The sequence below is a fragment of the Dermacoccus barathri genome, from assembly GCF_015070805.1.
Classification (GTDB): Bacteria; Actinomycetota; Actinomycetes; order Actinomycetales; family Dermatophilaceae; genus Dermacoccus; species Dermacoccus abyssi.
Window position 1 is genome coordinate 357,505 of sequence record NZ_JADCTK010000003.1, and the last position, 17,759, is coordinate 375,263.

At 69.5% G+C, this 17,759-nt stretch carries 17 protein-coding genes and 1 tRNA gene; 4 read left to right on the forward strand and 14 right to left on the reverse strand.

Annotated elements, in window-relative coordinates; translation table 11 throughout:
* Positions 1-46: 46 nt before the first annotated feature.
* From IM689_RS07395 to IM689_RS07425, 7 genes are all read right to left on the reverse strand, one after another.
* Positions 47-120: transfer RNA gene (locus IM689_RS07395), tRNA-Thr, on the reverse strand.
* 137 nt (positions 121-257) lie between these two features.
* Positions 258-1,811: an alpha/beta hydrolase gene (locus tag IM689_RS07400; protein WP_193643498.1), complete on the reverse strand. Its 1,554-nt coding sequence runs from the start codon at positions 1,809-1,811 to the stop codon at positions 258-260.
* A gap of 17 nt (positions 1,812-1,828) precedes the next feature.
* Positions 1,829-3,013, reverse strand: a complete 1,185-nt coding sequence (locus IM689_RS07405) for a DNA polymerase III subunit delta' (RefSeq protein ID WP_193643499.1) — start codon at positions 3,011-3,013, stop codon at positions 1,829-1,831.
* Entirely contained in the window at positions 3,010-3,711 is a 702-nt protein-coding gene (gene tmk / locus IM689_RS07410) for a dTMP kinase (RefSeq protein WP_193643500.1), read from the reverse strand. Before tmk ends, IM689_RS07405 begins: the two co-directional genes overlap by 4 nt.
* 192 nt (positions 3,712-3,903) lie before the next feature.
* The gene (locus IM689_RS07415) at positions 3,904-4,695 is read right to left on the reverse strand and encodes a MerR family transcriptional regulator (RefSeq protein WP_193643501.1); all 792 of its coding nucleotides are present in this window, start codon (positions 4,693-4,695) and stop codon (positions 3,904-3,906) included.
* 53 nt (positions 4,696-4,748) lie between these two features.
* The gene (locus tag IM689_RS07420) at positions 4,749-5,354 is read right to left on the reverse strand and encodes a hypothetical protein (protein ID WP_193643502.1); all 606 of its coding nucleotides are present in this window, start codon (positions 5,352-5,354) and stop codon (positions 4,749-4,751) included.
* 149 nt (positions 5,355-5,503) lie between these two features.
* Positions 5,504-6,073: a hypothetical protein gene (locus IM689_RS07425; protein ID WP_193643503.1), complete on the reverse strand. Its 570-nt coding sequence runs from the start codon at positions 6,071-6,073 to the stop codon at positions 5,504-5,506.
* A gap of 56 nt (positions 6,074-6,129) precedes the next feature.
* On the opposite strand from IM689_RS07425, the gene IM689_RS07430 reads away from it, so the two are divergent.
* Positions 6,130-6,690 (forward strand): dienelactone hydrolase family protein, encoded by a 561-nt coding sequence (locus IM689_RS07430; protein ID WP_193643504.1) that lies wholly within the window; start codon positions 6,130-6,132, stop codon positions 6,688-6,690.
* Positions 6,691-6,762: 72 nt separating this feature from the next.
* On the opposite strand, the gene topA is transcribed toward IM689_RS07430, so the two are convergent.
* A complete protein-coding gene (gene topA / locus IM689_RS07435) occupies positions 6,763-9,612 on the reverse strand; it encodes a type I DNA topoisomerase (RefSeq protein WP_193643505.1) in 2,850 nt (949 codons plus the stop codon).
* 174 nt (positions 9,613-9,786) lie between these two features.
* On the opposite strand from topA, the gene IM689_RS07440 reads away from it, so the two are divergent.
* The gene (locus IM689_RS07440) at positions 9,787-10,602 is read left to right on the forward strand and encodes a dioxygenase family protein (RefSeq protein ID WP_193643506.1); all 816 of its coding nucleotides are present in this window, start codon (positions 9,787-9,789) and stop codon (positions 10,600-10,602) included.
* Positions 10,603-10,819: 217 nt separating this feature from the next.
* Entirely contained in the window at positions 10,820-11,476 is a 657-nt protein-coding gene (locus IM689_RS07445; protein ID WP_193643507.1) for a hypothetical protein, read from the forward strand.
* Between the two features lie 83 nt (positions 11,477-11,559).
* On the opposite strand, the gene IM689_RS07450 is transcribed toward IM689_RS07445, so the two are convergent.
* Together IM689_RS07450 and IM689_RS07455 are read right to left on the reverse strand one after the other, a co-directional pair.
* Positions 11,560-13,080 (reverse strand): DUF7059 domain-containing protein, encoded by a 1,521-nt coding sequence (locus IM689_RS07450; RefSeq protein WP_193643508.1) that lies wholly within the window; start codon positions 13,078-13,080, stop codon positions 11,560-11,562.
* Between the two features lie 45 nt (positions 13,081-13,125).
* Complete coding sequence (locus tag IM689_RS07455; protein ID WP_047312485.1) at positions 13,126-13,470, reverse strand: STAS domain-containing protein; 345 nt, start codon at positions 13,468-13,470, stop codon at positions 13,126-13,128.
* A gap of 120 nt (positions 13,471-13,590) precedes the next feature.
* Between IM689_RS07455 and IM689_RS07460 the strand changes: the two genes are divergently transcribed.
* Positions 13,591-16,008, forward strand: coding sequence for a DEAD/DEAH box helicase (locus IM689_RS07460; protein ID WP_193643509.1), 2,418 nt, complete (start codon positions 13,591-13,593; stop codon positions 16,006-16,008).
* A gap of 112 nt (positions 16,009-16,120) precedes the next feature.
* On the opposite strand, the gene IM689_RS07465 is transcribed toward IM689_RS07460, so the two are convergent.
* The 4 genes from IM689_RS07465 to IM689_RS07480 all read right to left on the reverse strand — a co-directional run bounded on the left by IM689_RS07465 (position 16,121) and on the right by IM689_RS07480 (position 17,736).
* Positions 16,121-16,594 (reverse strand): Rv3654c family TadE-like protein, encoded by a 474-nt coding sequence (locus IM689_RS07465; RefSeq protein WP_319803833.1) that lies wholly within the window; start codon positions 16,592-16,594, stop codon positions 16,121-16,123.
* Positions 16,591-16,947, reverse strand: coding sequence for a TadE family type IV pilus minor pilin (locus IM689_RS07470; protein ID WP_156170382.1), 357 nt, complete (start codon positions 16,945-16,947; stop codon positions 16,591-16,593). The genes IM689_RS07465 and IM689_RS07470 overlap by 4 nt, the downstream gene beginning before the upstream one ends.
* A gap of 61 nt (positions 16,948-17,008) precedes the next feature.
* Positions 17,009-17,221, reverse strand: a complete 213-nt coding sequence (locus IM689_RS07475; protein WP_052947104.1) for a DUF4244 domain-containing protein — start codon at positions 17,219-17,221, stop codon at positions 17,009-17,011.
* Between the two features lie 95 nt (positions 17,222-17,316).
* Positions 17,317-17,736, reverse strand: a complete 420-nt coding sequence (locus tag IM689_RS07480) for a type II secretion system F family protein (protein ID WP_129664893.1) — start codon at positions 17,734-17,736, stop codon at positions 17,317-17,319.
* Positions 17,737-17,759 lie beyond the last annotated feature (23 nt).

The following is a 17,759-nucleotide window of genomic DNA, read 5'->3' on the forward strand; positions in this document are numbered from 1 at the left end:
ACATGACGAAAGCCCCCAGGTGAGACCTGGGGGCTTTCGTGCGCTGAGCCGCTTGTCGGAATCGAACCGACGACCTTCTCATTACGAGTGAGACGCTCTGGCCGACTGAGCTAAAGCGGCACCGCTGGGGCTCGGAGGATCTCCGGCAGCGAGGCTAAACATTACACGAGGACGAAGGCGAACGCGAATTGCGGGGGCCCTCCACGCGCTCGCCCACCCGTCGAACGGGTGTCGCGAAAAGAGCCGGAGGACGGCCCTCAGCAGGTGGTCTTCTCCGGAAGGTTCTTGCCTTCGAGCAGGTAGGAGTCGATGGCCGAGTCGACGCACTCGGAGCCGCGGCCGTAGGCCGTGTGACCGTCACCGTCGTAGCTCACGAGACGCCCGTTCTCGAGCTGCTTCTCGAGGCGCTCGCTCCACTCGTACGGCGTGGCCGGGTCGCGGGTCGTGCCGACGACGACGATCGGTCCGGAGCCCGCCGCCTTGACCGACTTGGCCTCACCCGTGGCCTTGACCGGCCAGTCCGCGCAGATGGCGCCGGCCCAGGCGAGCTGCGAGCCCCAGGTCGGGGCGTCCTTGGCGAGCGCCTTCGTTTCCTTTTCGTACGTCGCGACGCCGCCCGTCGGGGCCGGGCGGTCGAGGCAGGTGACGGCGTTGATGACCTGCATGATGTTGCCGTTGTAGGTGCCGTCGTCGTTGCGCTCGGCGTACTGCTTGCCCGAGGCGAGTAAGAGCGTCCCGTCACCGTTCATCGCCCCGCGCAACGCATCCGTGAGGCCCGGCCAGCTGGCCTCGTCGTAGAGGCCCGCGGCGATGCCGTTGACGGCCCACCCCTCGGTGAGTCGATCGATGCGCGAGTCACCCTCGGCGCGAACGGTCTTGTCGTCGAGGCCCGCGAGGAACTCCTGGAGCTTCTTCTTGCCGGCCGCCGGTTCCGAACCGAGGGGGCAGTCGGATTCCTTCGTGCAGGAGGCGAGGTAGGCGTCCAGTGCCGTTTCGAATCCCTTGGCCTGTCCGGCGTTGAGCTCGGCCATCGTGAGGTCGGGCGGCAGCACGCCGTCGAGCACCATGCGCCCGACCTTCTTCGGGAACTGCTCGGCGTAGGAAGCTCCGAGGAACGTTCCGTACGACTTTCCGAGGTAGTCGAGCTTGTCCTCGCCGAGGGCCGCGCGCAGAACGTCCATGTCCTTGGCCGCCTCCTCGGTGGAGACGTGGCCGAGCAGCGGGCCGGCGTTCTTCTTGCAGGCGTCGGCGAAGGACTTGTCGGCGGCGAGCAATTCCTTCTGCTCTGCCGCGTTGTCGGGTGACGGATCGGCACCGAGAAGATCGTCGAGCTCGGCGTCGCCGACGCACGTGATGGCCGCCGAACGCTGAACGCCTCGCGGGTCGAAGCCCACGACGTCGAAGCTCTCGCGCACGCCCGAACTGACGATGCTGTCGGCGGCCGCGGCATAGTCGACACCCGAGGCGCCGGGTCCACCCGGGTTGACGACGAGCGACCCCTTCTTCGTGCCGGTGGCTTTCTGGCGGTTGACCGCGATCTCGATCGTGGCACCGCTCGGCTTGGCGTAGTCGATGGGCACGCGCAGCTTCGCGCACTCACCCTCGTCGCACTTCTCCCACTCGAGCTTCTGGGAGTAGAACGACTGCAGACCCGACGGAGCGGGCCCAGCCTTCGACGCCGACGTGGTGGCACTGCCCGCCCCGGTTGCCTCGGAGTGCGACGACGACGAGCTGCAGCCGGCCACCAGCGTCAGTGCAGCAGCCGCCACGAGGGCCGTGCGCAGCGAGCGGGGGGTGGCGCGTCGGGTCATGGGGTCTCCTTGGGGCATCACAGGGGAAGTTCGAGCGCGATGCACATGGCTTCGAGCGCGAGCAGAGGCGGCACGTTGGCGGCGATGCGTTCGCGTGCGGTGGCGATGGCGTCGAGGGCGAGCAGAAGTTGCTCGGGTGTCAGCGCCCGCGCGAGCTGTTCGACCTCACCGACGATGTCGGCGTTGACGAGGTCGACCGGCTTGCCCCAGCGCACGACCATGGCGTCGCGGTACATCGAGGCGAGGTCGATGAGGGCACGGTCGACGACGTCACGCGCGAATCGCGTGGCCCGCGTCTTCTGCTCCTTCTCGAGCTGATTGATCGCCGAACGCACGTGCGGGGGTTGGGTTCTCGCCGACGTGTCGGCGCCCAACTGCTCGAGCAGCTTCGCTTTCTCCTGGGCGTTGCGCTCCCCCGACGACGCGCCGGATTCGTCCTCGGCGATCGACGCGAGGTCGGCGGCGGCCTTGAGTGCGTCACCGAGCCCGCGGATGGACAGGGCGAGCAGGAGGGTCTCCCGTCGGCGGATCCGAGCGCCTTCGTCACGCGCGAGTCGGCGGGCGATGCCGATGTGCGACTGCGCGGCGCGGGCCGCGTACGTGGCCATGGCCACGTCGACTCCGTCGCGGCGCACGAGAAGTTCGGCCACCGCCTCGACCGGAGGGATGCGCAGGCGCACGTGACGAGACCGGCTGCGGATCGTGACGATGACGTCCTCGACGCTCGGCGCACACAGCAGCCAGACGGTGCGCGGCACAGGCTCCTCGAGGGCCTTGAGCAGGGCGTCGGCGGCGCGTTCGGTGAGGCGGTCGGCGTCCTCGATGACGATGACGCGCCAGCGCCCCACCGACGGCGACGACTGTGCCGCGAGCGCCAGATCGCGGGCCTCGCGGACCTGGATCGTCAGACCCTTCGTCGAGACGATCTGGACGTCGGCGTGAGAACCGTCGAACGTGGTGCGGCATTCGCGGCATTCACCACACCCGCCCTGTCGGCACTCGAGCGCGGCGGCGAACGCGCGGGCCGCGTTGGAGCGCCCCGAGCCGGGCGGGCCGGTGAGGAGCCACGCGTGCGTCATGCGGCGGGGGTCGGCGATAGCCTCCGAGAGTGTGCGGACGGCGTCGTCTTGACCGACGAGGTCACGCCACACGCCTTCGCCAATGCCGGGAACGGAGCGCACCTCGGGCGCCTGCACGCTCATCGACGCGCCGCCAAGGTCTGTTCGAGTCGGGTGAGAACCGCAGCTGCGATGTCCTCACGCGGCAGCGAAGCGTCGAGGACGAGGTAACGCTCCCCGTCGCGAGCGGCGAGTGCGAGGAAGTGTTCGCGCACGCGCGCGTGAAAGTCGTCAGCCTCGCGTTCGAGCCGGTCTTCGCCGCCGCGGCCACCACGGCGGGCGCGGCCGTCAGCCGGGTCGACGTCGAGCAGCACCGTGAGGTCGGGTGTGAGGCCGGTGGTGGCCCAGCGTGAGATGGACTCGATGTCGGCGGCGTCGAGCGCGCGGCCCGCGCCCTGGTAGGCGATGGACGAGTCGATGTAGCGATCCTGCAGGACGACGTCGCCGCGTTCGAGCGCCGGGCGCACGAGTGTCTCGACGTGGTGAGCCCGATCGGCCGCGTAGAGCAGCGCCTCGGCGCGGGGCGCGACGTGGTCGCCGTGGAGGATGAGCTGCCGGATCGCGACACCGAGTTCGGTGCCGCCCGGCTCGCGCGTCGTGACGACGGCGTGGCCCTGCTCCTCGAGCCAGGCCTGGGCGAGCGTGATCTGCGTCGTCTTGCCAGCGCCGTCACCGCCTTCGAACGTGACGAAAAGACCTGCGCGTGCGCTGCCACTGACACCATCGCAGGCCGCGCCGGGCACGGAAGCGAGCAGTTCCTCGTCACGCACGTCGTCAGCCATGCGCACACCCTACCGAGGCGCACGGACAACGCCGGATCGCCGCTCGGTCGCGGCGGCCCGACACGTCAGGACACACCGTTCCTGACCGCCTCGTCGGCACCTCAACCACCCCGCTTCGCGACGCAAGGCGCCGCCGCGCCCTCCCGCACCCGACGCCTGCGGAGGTCCGCCCTCACCCCGCGCCCGAGAAATTCACGAACCGCAGTTCTCGTCCACACCCCGCTTGGCGCAGTAGGCCGTGATCACCGAGGTGACGTACGGCGCGAGGTCGGGCTCGACGTCGTCGTAGGTCTTCGCGAACCGCGGGTCAGCGCTGAACATCTCACCCATGCCGCGCAGCATCGGCAGCGGGACGTCGTTGAACCACGTCTCGATGTGGTCGCGGTGCGCCTGGACCGCGGCGTCCGCCTGCTCGGAGCCCGGTTCCGCGCCGTCACGCTTGGCCTGCGCGAACCGCTCCATGACGGCGTCGCCCTCGGCCTTGATGCGGACCCATTGCTCCTTCGTGTACGACTTCGCGCGGCGCTGCGACTCCTTGTACGCGTCGGTCTCGCCCCAGCGGACCTCGGCTTCCGCGTCGTAGCTCTCGTCGTAGCCGGTGCCGAAGATCTCCTTCATCTCGGCTTCGGTGATGGCGTAGTCACTCATCGGTTCCTCCTTCGTCAATGCGGTGTCGATGGCCCGCACGAGCCCGTTCAGCTCGTCGAGCCTGGCGATGACCGCCTCCCTGCGTCGGCGAAGCTGCTCGGTGAGCGCATCGTCGTCCGCCAACACGGCGCCGATGTCCGCCAGTGGCATCTCGAGACGCCGCAGCAAAACGACGCGGGCGAGACGTTGCACGTCGCCCGGCGAGTACAGCCGGTAGTCGGCCCAACTGCGCTCGCTCGGCGTGACGAGGCCGATCGCGTCGTAGTGGTGCAGGGTGCGCACCGTGACGCCGAAGCGTTCGGCCACTTGGCCCACCGTCAACAGGTCGTCGGTCATGTCACCACCCCACCGCCTCACGCAGCGTGAGGGTCAAACACGGGCGCGGAAAGTCACTGCGCGTAGCCGATCTCGGCGTCCTCGGCCTCCTCGTCGAGGCCGTAGACCGACCCCCGGTAGCTGGGAGGCGTCACGCCGGTCGCGGCATCGCGCCGCAGGAGTGGCTTGGCGATGGCGTGAAGAAAGATCGGTGCGAGCACGAAGAACCACAGCATGATGCTGCCGATCGTTCCGATGACACCGAACATGAGGGCCGCGGACCACGCGCCGTCTCGGAGGCCGAGGCGAACCACCGACACGAGCGTCCAGACGACGGGACTCAGCGCGCACCACAGCTGGCACGCCGTGACACGGTCGCCGAGCGACAACCCGGCCGAACGCCGAAGCGCCACCAGCGCCAGGCCCGTTGCGGCGAGGGCATGCACGCCGACGATCCAGGCCGCAGCGATGAAGACCGCGCCGGCGCTCCAGCCGTCACCCGACGGGCCGTCGCCGAACGCACCCGCTTGCCCCGCCAGGAGGACGACGAGGAGCCACAGCACCCCGACGACGCTGCTCGCCGCCACGGTGCCGACACCGATGGCGGCGGCCTTCGTCAGGTCGGCGCTCAGCGGCGCCGTGCGAGCAGTCTGCTGCTCGGTCTTCGTTCCCGTTCCCACGGCGACATTGTTCACCGGCGACGAAGGCCGAACGAGTGCGTTTCCACAACGGTTCGGTGACGAACAGCCGCCGCGGCTCGTTCAGACACGCACGTCGGAGGGGACGCAACCGTCCGCCCCGGGTGCAGCCGAGCCATCCGACCGGACGCTCAGGGGCCTGCTGTCGCCCCGGTTGTCTGGGGAGATGACGGGTCGGCACCGGGTTCCTCCTGCGTGACGGGGTGACGACGCAGCGATCCCCGGACCACCAACGCGACGACGAGCGGTGCGAGGGTGACGCACCACATCGCCACCCCAGCAGCACTCATTCCGATCCCGAGACCGATCGCCGTGAGGCCTCCTCCGTCTGACGATCCGGTCGCGAGCCACCCGGTGAACACGAGCGCGCAGATGACCGGGCTCGCCGCCGTCCAGAGCACCATCGACAGCACGCGTCCGCCCGCGCTCGCACCGCGGGTGGAGCGGAGCGACACGAATCCGAGAACCCACGCCACCAGTGCGCAAGGCACGGCGACCCACAGCGCCGAGCGGGCGAGTTCACCCCCGGAAAAGCGCCCGTCAGCCTGAGTGCCGAGGCCGAAGTCCGTGCCGAGGGTGAAGCCCACGACCGTCACGGCCACGACGCCCCACCCGGCCGCAGCGACGGCAGCCGCTCCGGCGAGCAGAAGATCGGCCCTGCGCGTGGCGCCCGCCGTCTCGGTTCGTTCCCCGGTGTCCATGCGCCTCGTTCTGTCACATCTGCCTGTGCGGTGCCCGAATGTGCCACGGTGAACACATGGCACACGTCCTGCTCCTGCACTCCGCACTCGGCTTGCGCCCGGCCGTCCACGAGTTCGCTGCCGACCTGCGCGACCTCGGGCACACCGTCGAGACCCCCGATTACTACGACGGCCACGTCTTCGACTCCGAACGCGACGGCATTGCCTACCGCGACGAGGTCGGTGTTCCCACGCTGATGAAGCGCGCAAAGGGCTACCTCGATGGGCTGCCTGAGGACGCCGTTCTCGGCGGCTTCTCCCTCGGCGCGTTCTTCGCACAGGCTTTCGCCGCGAAACGGCCCGACGCCCGCGCCACTCTCCTCCTGCACAGCGTGGCTCCGCCCCAGGGTGAGTGGAACGGTGTGCCCGTGCAGGTGCACCGCTACGCCGAGGACCACTGGATCGACGAACCCGACGTTGCGGCGCTGCGTGACGCGGTGGAGGCCTCGGGGGCGTCCTTCGAGGACATCGTTGTGCCCGGCCGCGGTCACTTGTTCACCGACGCCGGCACCCCGGACGGCGACGCTGACGCCACCCGTACCTCGCTCGAACGCATCGCCGCGCTGCTCAACGGCTGAACCTTCCGTCAGAGCGAACGAAGAGGTCGCCTCTCCGAGTGGGGAGGCGACCTCTTCGTCGTGACGTTCGGTTCAGGCCTTCTTGGCCGTCTTCGACGTGCTCTTGGCGGCCGTCTTCGCCGCGCTCTTGGCAGCGGTCTTCTTCGTGGCTGTCTTCGCCGTCGTCTTCTTGGCGGTCTTCTTGGTCGACTTCTTCGCTGCCTTCTTGCGCGTCGTCGGCCCCTTGGCACGCTTCTCGGCGAGCAGTTCGAACGCGCGCTCGGCCGTCAGGGTCTCGACGTCGTCGTCCTTGCGCAGCGTCGCGTTGGTCTCGCCGTCGGTGACGTACTCACCGAAGCGACCGTCCTTGACGACGACCGGCTTGCCCGACGCAGGGTCGGCGCCGAACTCCTTGAGCGGCGGCTTCGCGGCCGCACGCCCACGCTGCTTCGGCTGGGCGTAGATCGCCTCGGCCTCCTCGAGCGTGATGGAGAACAGCTGCGACTCCGTCTCGAGCGAGCGGCTGTCGGTGCCCTTCTTGAGGTAGGGGCCGTACCGGCCGTTCTGCGCGGTGATCTCGACCTTCTCGGTCTTCTCCGTGCCGTCGTCAGCCGTCTTCTTCTCCTCGACGACGCCGACGACGCGCGGCAGCGAGAGCAGCTTGAGCGCGGTCTCGAGGTCGATCGTCGCGAGGTCCATGTCCTTGAACAGCGACGCCGTGCGCGGCTTCGGTTTGGCAGCCTTCTTCTTCGGCTTCTCGTCGGCGGCGGGGGCCTCGTCGGCCAGCACCTCCGTGACGTACGGGCCGTAACGACCGGCCTTCGCGACGATGTCGCGGCCCGTCTCCGGGTCCTGTCCGAGCACACGTCCGTCGTCGTCGGCCGCTTCGAGCAGTTCACGGATCTTCGCCGGCGTCATCTCGTCCGGCGCGATCTCGTCGGTGATCGACGCGCGGCGCGGCGTCGCCGACGCAGCGGCCTGCGCGTCCGCACCGTCCTTGACCTCGCCCGTGGCCGGGTCGACGCCCTCGGGCACGTCCTGCTCGACGTACGGCCCGTAACGGCCGACGCGCACGACGTAGCCCTCACCGATCGGAATGGTCGAGATACCGCGGGCGTCGATCTCGCCGAGGTCGTCGACGAGCTGACGCAGGCCCTCGGCCGATGCGCCTTCGTCACCGAAGTAGAAGCGCGACAGCCAGCGGGCGCGCTCCTCGTCACCGGCGGCGATCCGGTCGAGGCCCTCCTCCATGGATGCGGTGAAGTCGTAGTCGACGAGGCTCGGGAAGTGCGTCTCGAGCAGGTTCGTGACGGCGAACGCGAGCCACGTCGGGATGAGCGCACTGCCGCGCGTTCGCACGTAACCACGGTCCTGGATCGTGCCGACGGTGGCGGCGTACGTCGAGGGGCGGCCGATGCCGCGCTCCTCGAGCGCCTTGACGAGGGTGGCCTCGGTGAAGCGGGCCGGCGGTGACGTCTCGTGGCCGAGCGCTTCGGCGCGCAGCACGTCGAGGGAAACGCCCTCGGAGAGCTTCGGCAGGCGACGCTCCGAGTCGTCGTTGGAGTAACGGTCGGCGTCGCGACCCTCCTCGTACGCGGCGAGGAAGCCGCGGAAGGTGATGACGGTGCCGCTGGCCGAGTACTCGGCCTGCTTGGCCACGCCGGAGCTCTCGACCGGCACGGTGAGCTTCACCGAAGCCGTCGAGCCCTTGGCGTCAGCCATCTGCGAGGCGACGGTGCGCTTCCAGATGAGTTCGTAGAGCGCGAACTCGGTGCCGCGCAGCTGGCCGGCCACCTGCGCCGGCGTGCGGAAGCGGTCACCCGCGGGACGGATCGCCTCGTGGGCCTCCTGCGCGTTCTTTGCCTTGCCCGCGTAGCGACGCGGCGCGTCCGGCACGTACTCGGCGCCGTACAGGTCGCGTGCCTGCTGGCGCGCAGCGCTGATGGCCGACTCCGACAGCGTCACCGAGTCGGTACGCATATAGGTGATGTAGCCGTTCTCGTAGAGGCGCTGCGCGACACGCATCGTGTCCTTCGAGCCGAGGCGCAGCTTGCGGCTCGCCTCCTGCTGCAGCGTCGAGGTGATGAACGGCGCGCTCGGCTTGCGTGAGTACGGCTTCTCGCTGACGGCGGAAACGCTCGCGTGCGACGAACGCGTCGACTCTGCGATCTTCTCGGCGGCAGCGCCGTCGAGGTGGCGCACGCCCTTGCTCTTGAGCACACCGTCGTCACCGAAGTCGCGGCCGGAGGCCACGCGCTCGCCGTCGACGGAGCTGAGCTTGGCGACGAACGACTGGCCGGCCTTGGCCTCGAACTCGCCCTCGACGTCCCAGTAGGACGCTGCGCGGAACGCCATGCGCTCGCGCTCACGCTCGACGACCATGCGCGTCGCGACCGACTGCACACGACCGGCCGACAGCCCGCGGCGCACCTTGCGCCACAGCACCGGCGAGACCTCGTAGCCGTAGAGGCGGTCGAGGATGCGGCGCGTCTCCTGCGCGTTGACCATCTGCATGTCGAGGTCGCGCGTGTTGTTCGCGGCGCGCTGGATGGCTTCCTTGGTGATCTCGTGGAACACCATGCGCTTGACGGGCACCTTCGGCTTCAGCGTCTCGTACAGGTGCCACGCGATGGCCTCGCCCTCGCGGTCCTCATCGGTGGCGAGGTAGAGCTCGTCGGCGTCCTTGAGGGCCCGCTTGAGCTCGGCCACCTTCTTCTTCTTGTCCGCGTCGACGACGTAATACGCGTCGAAGCCGTTGTCGACGTCGACGGCGAACTTGCCGTACGGCCCCTTCTTCATGTCGGCCGGGAGTTCGCTCGGCGTGGGCAGATCACGAATGTGGCCGGCGCTGGCGTCGACGACGTACTCGTCCCCCAGGTACGCGGCGATGTTCTTGACCTTGTTCGGCGACTCGACGATGACGAGTTTGCGGCCTGACGACACGTGTTACTCCTTTGCTGTCGATCGCGCGGGCGCCGGATTCGTCGGCGCCGCCCCAGTGCGATCGCTATGACCGTACCCGACGCCCCCGAGTGCCCAAACAGGCCGACCGCCCGGACGACACGCCGTCCCTGCCTGAGGGTGGAACAGTTGAACGCTCAACGGTGTTGCACCGTCATGACATCGCCCGTGGCCACGCCGCCCTCGCACGACTCGCGACCGCCCGTTCTCTACCTGAGCCACGGTGCTCCGCCGCTCGCCGACGACGCGACGTGGACTCGCGAACTGGCTTCGTGGTCAGGCACGTTCACCAAGCCGAAGCAGATCCTCATGGTGTCGGCGCACTGGGAGAACGCCCCCGTCACCGTCTCCTCGACGACCGGTGCACCCCTCGTCTACGACTTCTGGGGCTTTCCGCAGAAGTACTACGAGGTCACCTACGACGCGCCTGCGGCGCCGGAGCTCGCCGAATCCGTGGCGCGCCTCCTCGGCACGCCCGACACCCCGATCTACCAGGACACCTCGCGCGGCCTCGACCACGGCGCCTACGTGCCGCTCGTCGAGATGTTCCCAGACGTCGACGTTCCCGTCCTGCAGATGTCGATGCCGACGCTCGACCCGCGTGAGCTGTTCGAGCTCGGGCGCAAGCTCGCGCCGCTGCGTGACGAGGGCACCCTGGTCGTCGGTTCGGGGTTCACGACGCACAACCTGTCGTGGTTCAACCCCGTGACGGATTCGCCCGCCCCGTCGCCGTCCGTCGAGTTCGACCACTGGGCTGCGGAGACGATGGCGAGCGGCGACCTCGACGCGTTGTTCGACTTCATCCACAAGGCCCCGGCTGCTCACGAGGCGCACCCGCGCACCGAGCACTGGGCTCCGCTCTACGTCGCCCTCGGCGCGGCGAACCCCGACGGAGCCGCGAGCGCCGTATCACGCACGAGCATCGACGGCTTCTGGCACGGGCTGAGCAAGCGGAGCTGGCAGCTCGACTGAGGTGCGGCGGGTGGGCGACGAACCTCGAACTTCCGCAAGAACATTGGGTGGCAAACCACACCAGGGGCACCCGCGAGGACGTACTGTGCTTCTCAGATGCCCAGGGGATTCAGAACTTTTTCCGAGGTGTAGGGTGAACGCCTCGAAAAAACATGGAACCGAACGCCTCTGGGCTCCGTCACAAGAGCAGTTGACACCGCCCACAAGGAGGAATCCCATGTCACTCATTCGCAAGGCACTGCCGCTCACCTTCGCTGCTGCAGTCGGCCTTTCAGGCTGCACGATGAACGTCGGTTCCGAGGGCGAGTCGAGCTCCGGCTCGTCCACTCAGTCCCAGTCGTCGAGCGAGTCGCCCAGCTCGTCGGAGCAGTCGTCGGAAGAGTCGTCGGAGAGCCCCAGCTCCACCGAGAGCCCGAGCTCCGAGGAGTCGTCGGAAGAGTCGTCCGAGAGCCCCAGCTCCTCTGACAGCCCGAGCTCTGACGGCTCCTCGTCGTCAAAGCGTCTCTCGTCGAGCGAGCTCGGCAACTACGCCTCGACGAACGCCGTCCGCGCCTGCGCCATCAAGGACATCGCCTACAACGGCACGGCCCGCTTCTGCGGCTCCGACCACGAGGAGATCACGGCCGATTACAAGGGTCAGCAGCTGTGGGTCACGTTGGCCACGAAGTACGAGAAGGGCGCCACGTACAGCTACACCGTCTCGAACGGTCAGCAGTCGCAGACGAAGTCGCTCCCGTCGAGCAACCTCAACGACGGAGACAGCGCCACGGTCGCCGTCTACGTCCCGATGCGCGTCTCGGGTGACTACAAGGTGACCTACAAGAAGAACGGCACCCAGATCGCCGAGAAGTCGGTCAAGGTCTCGGTCGACTGATCACCTCAAGCACGGCCGACGGCCCCGCTCCTCACATCGAGGGCGGGGCCGTCGCTCGTCCTGCGGGCTCTCGGCGCCGCCGGTCAGCCTTGCACGCGTTCGAGCATCCCGTTGGCGATGAGCCGGCGCAGCAACGGCAGCGTCCCGGCGATGACCTCGTCGTCCGGCACACCGACGAGCGAGGCGATGGCGACGAGCGCGGTGCGGGCACTCATCGAGCCGTCACAGACCGACAGGAACGCCGCGAGCACGGTGTCGGCCTGAATCGCAAGGCCCAGCCCACCGCCCTGACGGATCATGATGACGCTCGGGTCGTCCGCGCCCGGTTTCGTGTGGCGCTCCTCGGTGACGTCGGGTGCGGCCTGCCACGTGCCGTCGAGGAGGTCATCGTCGCTCGTCTGGGCCAGCCAGGAGCGGGCTCGCAGCCCGGCGTCGATCGTCGGACCCATGGCCGATGCCACCGGGCCGCGCTCGTCCATGAGGTCGACGAAGGGATCGCGCTCGGTCTCGGGCCGCTGCAGCGTCACGATGCCGAAGCCGATGCTCTCGACACCCCGCGCGGCGAAGTCGTCGAGCCACGCCGCGTACATCGCACCGTACTCGGGTGAGTTGACGCCGGCGCCGCCGTCACGAGCCCACAGTTCGGCGTACTCGAACGGATCCTGAACCTCGCGCTGGACGACCCACGCGTCGAGCCCGGTGCCCTCGAGCCACTCGGTCCAGACCTGCTCGAACCCGTGACCTTCGCTCATCTCCCAGTTACCGAGGAATTGTGCGATACCGCCGGGCTCGAGGTGATCACCCACGGAACGCACGAGGTCGCGGATGACGGCGTCACCCACAGCGCCACCGTCGCGGTACTCGTAGCCGGGCATACCCTCGGCGCGTGGCGTGATGACGAAGGGCGGGTTGCTCACGACGAGGTCGAAGCGGCGACCTGCGACGGGCTCCAGCATCGAGCCGGCGAGCACTTCGAGCGGCAGACGGTTGAGGGCGGCGTTGAAACGAACGAAGTCGAGGGCACGCGTCGCGAGGTCGGTGGCCACGATGTGCTGCACGTGCCCCGCGAGGTGAACGGCCTGGACGCCGCAGCCAGTGCCGAGGTCGAGAGCAGAGGCCACCTCACGGCGCGGGGTCCACCGCGCGAGCGTCGTGGACGCACCGCCGATGCCGAGCACGTGATCGGTGGCGAGGACGCTGCCCGTCGCGAGCTCCGACAGGTCGGACGCGAGCCACCACGAGGAGTTCTCGTCGCCGTAGGGGCGCAGGTCGACGGCCGAGCGCAGCCCGGAGTCGGCCGGAACCGCGAGACCGAGACGTTCGAGTCCCTTGGCCCGTAGCGACGGGAAGGCCGCGTCGAGAGCGTCGAGGGTGTGGGTCTCGCCGAGGGTGAAGAAGCGGACCATCGTGGCCACCGGGTCGTCGCTGCTTGCGAGGGCACGACGCGCGGGGAGAGGCTGCTCCCGGTGCAACGCGGCGGACGCGCCCGGGCCGAGAAGCTCTGCGACGTGCTCGACGGTGTAGTCGGCGACGACGAGGTCGTCTCTCAGCGCTTCGACGAGGTCGGTGGCTTCTGCGTCGGGGACGGGCATCCGGGAAGACATGCCCCCCAGTATGGCGTTGCCGTCTCCGGTCGAACGCGGCGCGGCTCAGGCCGAGATGGCGGCGACCGACGAATCGACGTCCGTGTCGATGGCGAAGATGTTGTCGAGGCCGGTGATCTTGAAGTTGCGCAGCACGTGGGGGTTGGTGATGACGACGCGCATCTGTCCCTCGAGCAGGCGGACGGCCTTGAGGCGTCCCACGAGGACGCCGAGACCGGTGGAGTCGAGGAAGCCCACGTCACGCAGGTCGGCCACGATGTTGTGGTGCCCGGCCGCGAGTACCTTCGAGATCGCGTCACGCACCGTGGGTGCCGTGTACACGTCGACCTCACCGTCGAAGGCAACGACGACCACGTCACCTTCGCGATGCATGTTCACCTTGAGGTCCACGTGCGCGACCCTCCTGTTCGGTCGTGGTCTGGCAGGGGTGCGTCGAGCGTTAGTTTGTCATCTGGCCACCGAAAGTCAACGCCCGGCACCGCTTCTGGGCTCTGGGGAGGGACGCTCGCGATGACGTACGACGCCCGTCGCTCCCCGGATCAGATGCTCGACATCCTCGCCGGGCAGGGCACCGGGGAGTTGCGTCACGTACGTCGACGGCCCGCTCGCGAGGCCGTAACGGCGCCGTGGCCGGACTCTGTTCCGGCTCTCGTGCGGTCGACTTTCGAGGGCACCGGAATCCACGAACTCTGGTCGCACCAGAGTGAGGCCATCGCTCGGGTGATGGCCGGCGAGCACGTCGTCGTCGCGACGGGCACTGCGTCGGGAAAGTCCCTCGCCTACCAGGTGCCGATGCTGTCCGCGGCGACCGGAGCGCTCGACCCGGCTACCCCCTCGATGTTCGCCTCCCTGCGCGGCGCGACGAGTCTCTACCTGTCGCCGACGAAGGCGCTCGCGGCCGATCAGCGCACCCGCCTCGAAGCCCTCGCCGTGCCGGGCGCGCGCCTGGCCACCCTCGACGGTGACACCCCGCCCGACGAACGACGCTGGATCCGCGACCACGCCAACGTCATCCTCACCAACCCCGACCTGCTCCATCACTCGATGCTGCCCGCGCACGAACGGTGGTCGATGTTCTGGCGCTCGTTGCGACTCGTCGTCATCGACGAGTGCCACATCTACCGAGGTGTCTTCGGGGCGCACACGGCCGGCGTGCTGCGACGGCTGCGGCGTATCGCGGCCCGCTACGGGGCCGAGCCGACGTTCGTGCTCGCCTCGGCGACAGCAGCCGACCCTGCCAGGCACGCTCGCGCGCTCACGGGGCTCGACGTCACCGCCGTCACGGACGACGGCTCGCCGCGCCCGGCGCTGACGTTCGGCCTGTGGGAGCCCGGGCCTCCGCCCGGCGCGGAGGCCGAGCACGAGGGTTCGGCAGCGCTCGACGGAGCTCGCGGCTCGGATGACCCCGCCGATTCCTCAGCCGACGTCACGGACGATCTCGGCCGCCGCAGCGCCGTGGCAGAGACCGGTGACCTCTTCGGCGCACTCGCCGGTTCCGGGGTACAGACGCTCGCCTTCGCGCGCTCGCGGGTCGGCGTCGAGGTGGTGGCCGACATGGCCCGTCAGCGGCTGTGGAACGAGGGGCTCGACGAATCCCTCGTGGCCGCGTACCGCGGCGGATACCTGCCCGAGGAGCGCCGCGCCCTCGAGCGCGGACTGCGCACGGGAACGTTGCGGGGCATCGCCGCGACGAGCGCGCTCGAACTCGGCATCGACGTCAGTGGACTGGACGCCGTGCTCCTCGCCGGCTGGCCGGGCACCGTGGCGTCACTGCACCAGCAGGCGGGCCGGGCCGGACGGTCGGGGCGCGACGCCCTGGCCCTGTTCGTGGCCGCCGACGACCCGCTCGACACCTACCTCGTCCACCACCCCGACGTGTTCTTCGGCCGTCCGGTGGAGGCCACCGTGATGGACCCGACGAACCCGTACGTCCTCGCTCCGCAACTCGCGTGCGCGGCCGCCGAGTTGCCTCTCACCGAGGACGACGAGGCCCTCTTCGGGCCGGGTATGTGGCCGCTCGTCGACTCGCTCGTGGAGCGCGCCGTCCTGCGGCGGCGCCCGACCGGTTGGTACTGGGCCCGCGACGACCGCCCCGGCGACCACGTGTCGCTGCGCGGCGAGGGTGGCGACGACGTGCGCATCGTCGAATCGCGCACCGGCCGAGTGCTCGGAACGGTCGACGGCGAACGGGCGCACTCGAGCGTCTTCAAGGGCGCGGTCTACGTGCACCAGGGCGTCTCGTACGTCTCCACGGAGTTGGACCTCGAGGACGGCAGCGCGCACGTCGTGCGCGGCAACCCCGGGTGGTCGACGGCCGCTCGCTCCGTCAGCGCGTTCGACATCATCGGCTCGAGCGCCAGCCGTGAGTGGGGCGCTGCGACGCTGCACTACGGCGATATCCGGGTGACGACACGCGTCACGTCCTTCCTTCGGCGTCTGCCGTCGGGGGAGGTGATCGGCGAGCACCCGCTCGACCTGCCGGAGCGCACCCTCGTGACGAAGGGCGTGTGGTGGACCCTGCCCGAGGACGAGCTCGCCGATGCAGGCATCACCCCCGACGTGGCCCCGGGGGCCCTTCACGCCGCCGAGCACTGCTCGATCGGCCTCATCTCGCTCGTGGCGCAGGGTGATCGGTGGGATATCGGCGGCGTCTCGACGGCGCTGCATCCCGACACGGACATGCCGACGGTCGTCGTCTACGACGCTCTGCCCGGCGGGTCGGGGTTTGCCGAGCGCGCCTACGCGCGAGCTACGGAGTGGCTGACGGCGACGAAGGAAGCGATCGAGACGTGCGGGTGCGAGTCGGGCTGCCCGGCGTGCATCCAGTCGCCGAAGTGCGGCAACGGCAACAGCCCACTCGACAAGCAGGGTGCGATCGCGCTGCTCAACCTGTTGTTGCGCGACGCCTACGACGACCCGGCCAACTGACGCGTGGCTGGCCCCGTGCTCGACGCAGGATGTGAGCTCTGGTCCGATCTGTGAGCGGCGCCGGTCACACACCGGGCCGAACTCACACCTTGGCGGCGATTCGCTGCGCGCGTCATGGTCCACGCCCCTCGGGGGCGCCGGCGCGGGCGAGACCGCGTGCTTCGCGTCCGAGCGGCGCGGCGCGCGTGACCGCGACCTGCACCGACGTCGAGCGCACGACACACGACGTGACGCGCGCACCGTTGCGCTCGGCCGTCGTGGCGGCCAGGGCGCAGGGCGACGACCCCGGTTGCGCCGACGAGCCGAGCAGCACACTGGCCGCGGCGAGTGCTGCCTGATCGGCCGCGAGGCGGGTGCGCTCGGTGTCGATCGCGGTGCGCGCGTACGTGACGATCACACCGGCGAGCAGGACGAGCACGACGATGACGCCAAGCATCGTCACCGTGACCGAGCCGCTGTCGTTCCGGGCCTTCGGAGATCCCTGACCTCCCCCGACGTGACCGTCTCGCACCCGGCCGAGTCGGCTCAACCAGCGTTCACGAGCCCGCAGTGGACGCGTGCGACCCCGCGCGGACCGCCCGGTCACGGCGAGCCTCCCGAGCTGTTCGCAGCGTCACCCTCGTCCCCGCGTTCTGCGGCAGCCACCGCGCCGGCGGTGATGTCGCCGAGCGCCCACCCGAACCCGCGTGGAGCGGGAACGGAGACGGCCACGCGCACCCATTGCGAGCTCCGCGTGATCGACGTGGCTCCGGAGACACCGCTCTGGCGGACGGCCGCGCGCACGGCATCGTCGCTCTCGGCCCGGGCGGCAACCCTCGCGCCCACGGACGCGGCATGCCACGCCCGATGGTGCAGCAGCAGCAACTGGGCAAGACCGACGACGAAGGCGAGCACGAGCGCAACCGCAGGCAAGGCCACGGCGAATTCGGCTGTTGCCATGCCCGATTCGCCGTCACGTTCGTGCGTTCCGTGCCTGCGGCGCGCTCGTGTCATCGTCACGTCAGCGGGTCGAGAGAGCCGACGAGATGATGCCCTCGAGGGCCGAGCGCACGGTCGCGGACTTCACGACGGCGATGAGCACGGCCGCGAAAGCAACCGCGGCGATGGTGCCCACCGCGTACTCGGCCGTGGACATGCCGGCCTCGGCGCGTTCGGCGGCCGCTTGCCAGCGGCGCAGCAGGGCGTTACGGGTACGACGGGTCACAGCGATCATGGCGATCTCCTCAGGGGTTGAGTTCTTTCGAGTGGTGCGCCGGAGGGCGCGCCGCCGGGGTTCCGGCGGGGTTCGGGGGTGCCCGATGCCAGGTGTCAGCCGAGGGGTTCGACGAGACCCATGACGAGGGGGACGACGGTGAGCAGGACGAAGGCGGGCAGGAAACACAAACCGAGCGGCAGGACGATGCGGACTCCGGCCTTAGCTCCGGCGACAGCGATGCGCTCGCTCTCGCCGACGCGCAGGTCATCAGCGGCCCGCCGCAGAAGGGTGGACGGCGGAGCTCCCGCCCGAGCAGCGAGCGCGAAGGCTCCTGCGGCCGGACGCCAGGCCGAGGAGGCGCCGGCCCAGGCACCGTCTCCGTCGACGCCCCAGCGCATCGCGGCAGCGACACGGGCCAGCGGCTCGCGGACGCCCGGTCCGGTTGCCGCGGACACGGCTTCGAGGGCTGCGACGGTGGGGGCTCCACCCGCGAGCGCCAGGGCGAGCAGGTCCATCGCGTGGGCGACGACCATCGGCGACTCCTCGACCGTGTCGC

What these genes read in the sequence shown, in the direction of transcription:
- IM689_RS07400 (WP_193643498.1), bottom strand. Translation starts at nt 1,811, where the DNA reads ATGACCCGACGCGCCACCCCCCGCTCGCTGCGCACGGCCCTCGTGGCG.
- IM689_RS07405 (WP_193643499.1), bottom strand. Translation starts at nt 3,013, where the DNA reads ATGAGCGTGCAGGCGCCCGAGGTGCGCTCCGTTCCCGGCATTGGCGAA.
- tmk (WP_193643500.1), bottom strand. Translation starts at nt 3,711, where the DNA reads ATGGCTGACGACGTGCGTGACGAGGAACTGCTCGCTTCCGTGCCCGGC.
- IM689_RS07415 (WP_193643501.1), bottom strand. Translation starts at nt 4,695, where the DNA reads ATGACCGACGACCTGTTGACGGTGGGCCAAGTGGCCGAACGCTTCGGC.
- IM689_RS07425 (WP_193643503.1), bottom strand. Translation starts at nt 6,073, where the DNA reads ATGGACACCGGGGAACGAACCGAGACGGCGGGCGCCACGCGCAGGGCC.
- IM689_RS07430 (WP_193643504.1), top strand. Translation starts at nt 6,130, where the DNA reads ATGGCACACGTCCTGCTCCTGCACTCCGCACTCGGCTTGCGCCCGGCC.
- IM689_RS07440 (WP_193643506.1), top strand. Translation starts at nt 9,787, where the DNA reads ATGACATCGCCCGTGGCCACGCCGCCCTCGCACGACTCGCGACCGCCC.
- IM689_RS07445 (WP_193643507.1), top strand. Translation starts at nt 10,820, where the DNA reads ATGTCACTCATTCGCAAGGCACTGCCGCTCACCTTCGCTGCTGCAGTC.
- IM689_RS07450 (WP_193643508.1), bottom strand. Translation starts at nt 13,080, where the DNA reads ATGTCTTCCCGGATGCCCGTCCCCGACGCAGAAGCCACCGACCTCGTC.
- IM689_RS07460 (WP_193643509.1), top strand. Translation starts at nt 13,591, where the DNA reads ATGACGTACGACGCCCGTCGCTCCCCGGATCAGATGCTCGACATCCTC.
- IM689_RS07470 (WP_156170382.1), bottom strand. Translation starts at nt 16,947, where the DNA reads ATGGCAACAGCCGAATTCGCCGTGGCCTTGCCTGCGGTTGCGCTCGTG.
- IM689_RS07475 (WP_052947104.1), bottom strand. Translation starts at nt 17,221, where the DNA reads ATGATCGCTGTGACCCGTCGTACCCGTAACGCCCTGCTGCGCCGCTGG.
- IM689_RS07480 (WP_129664893.1), bottom strand. Translation starts at nt 17,736, where the DNA reads ATGGTCGTCGCCCACGCGATGGACCTGCTCGCCCTGGCGCTCGCGGGT.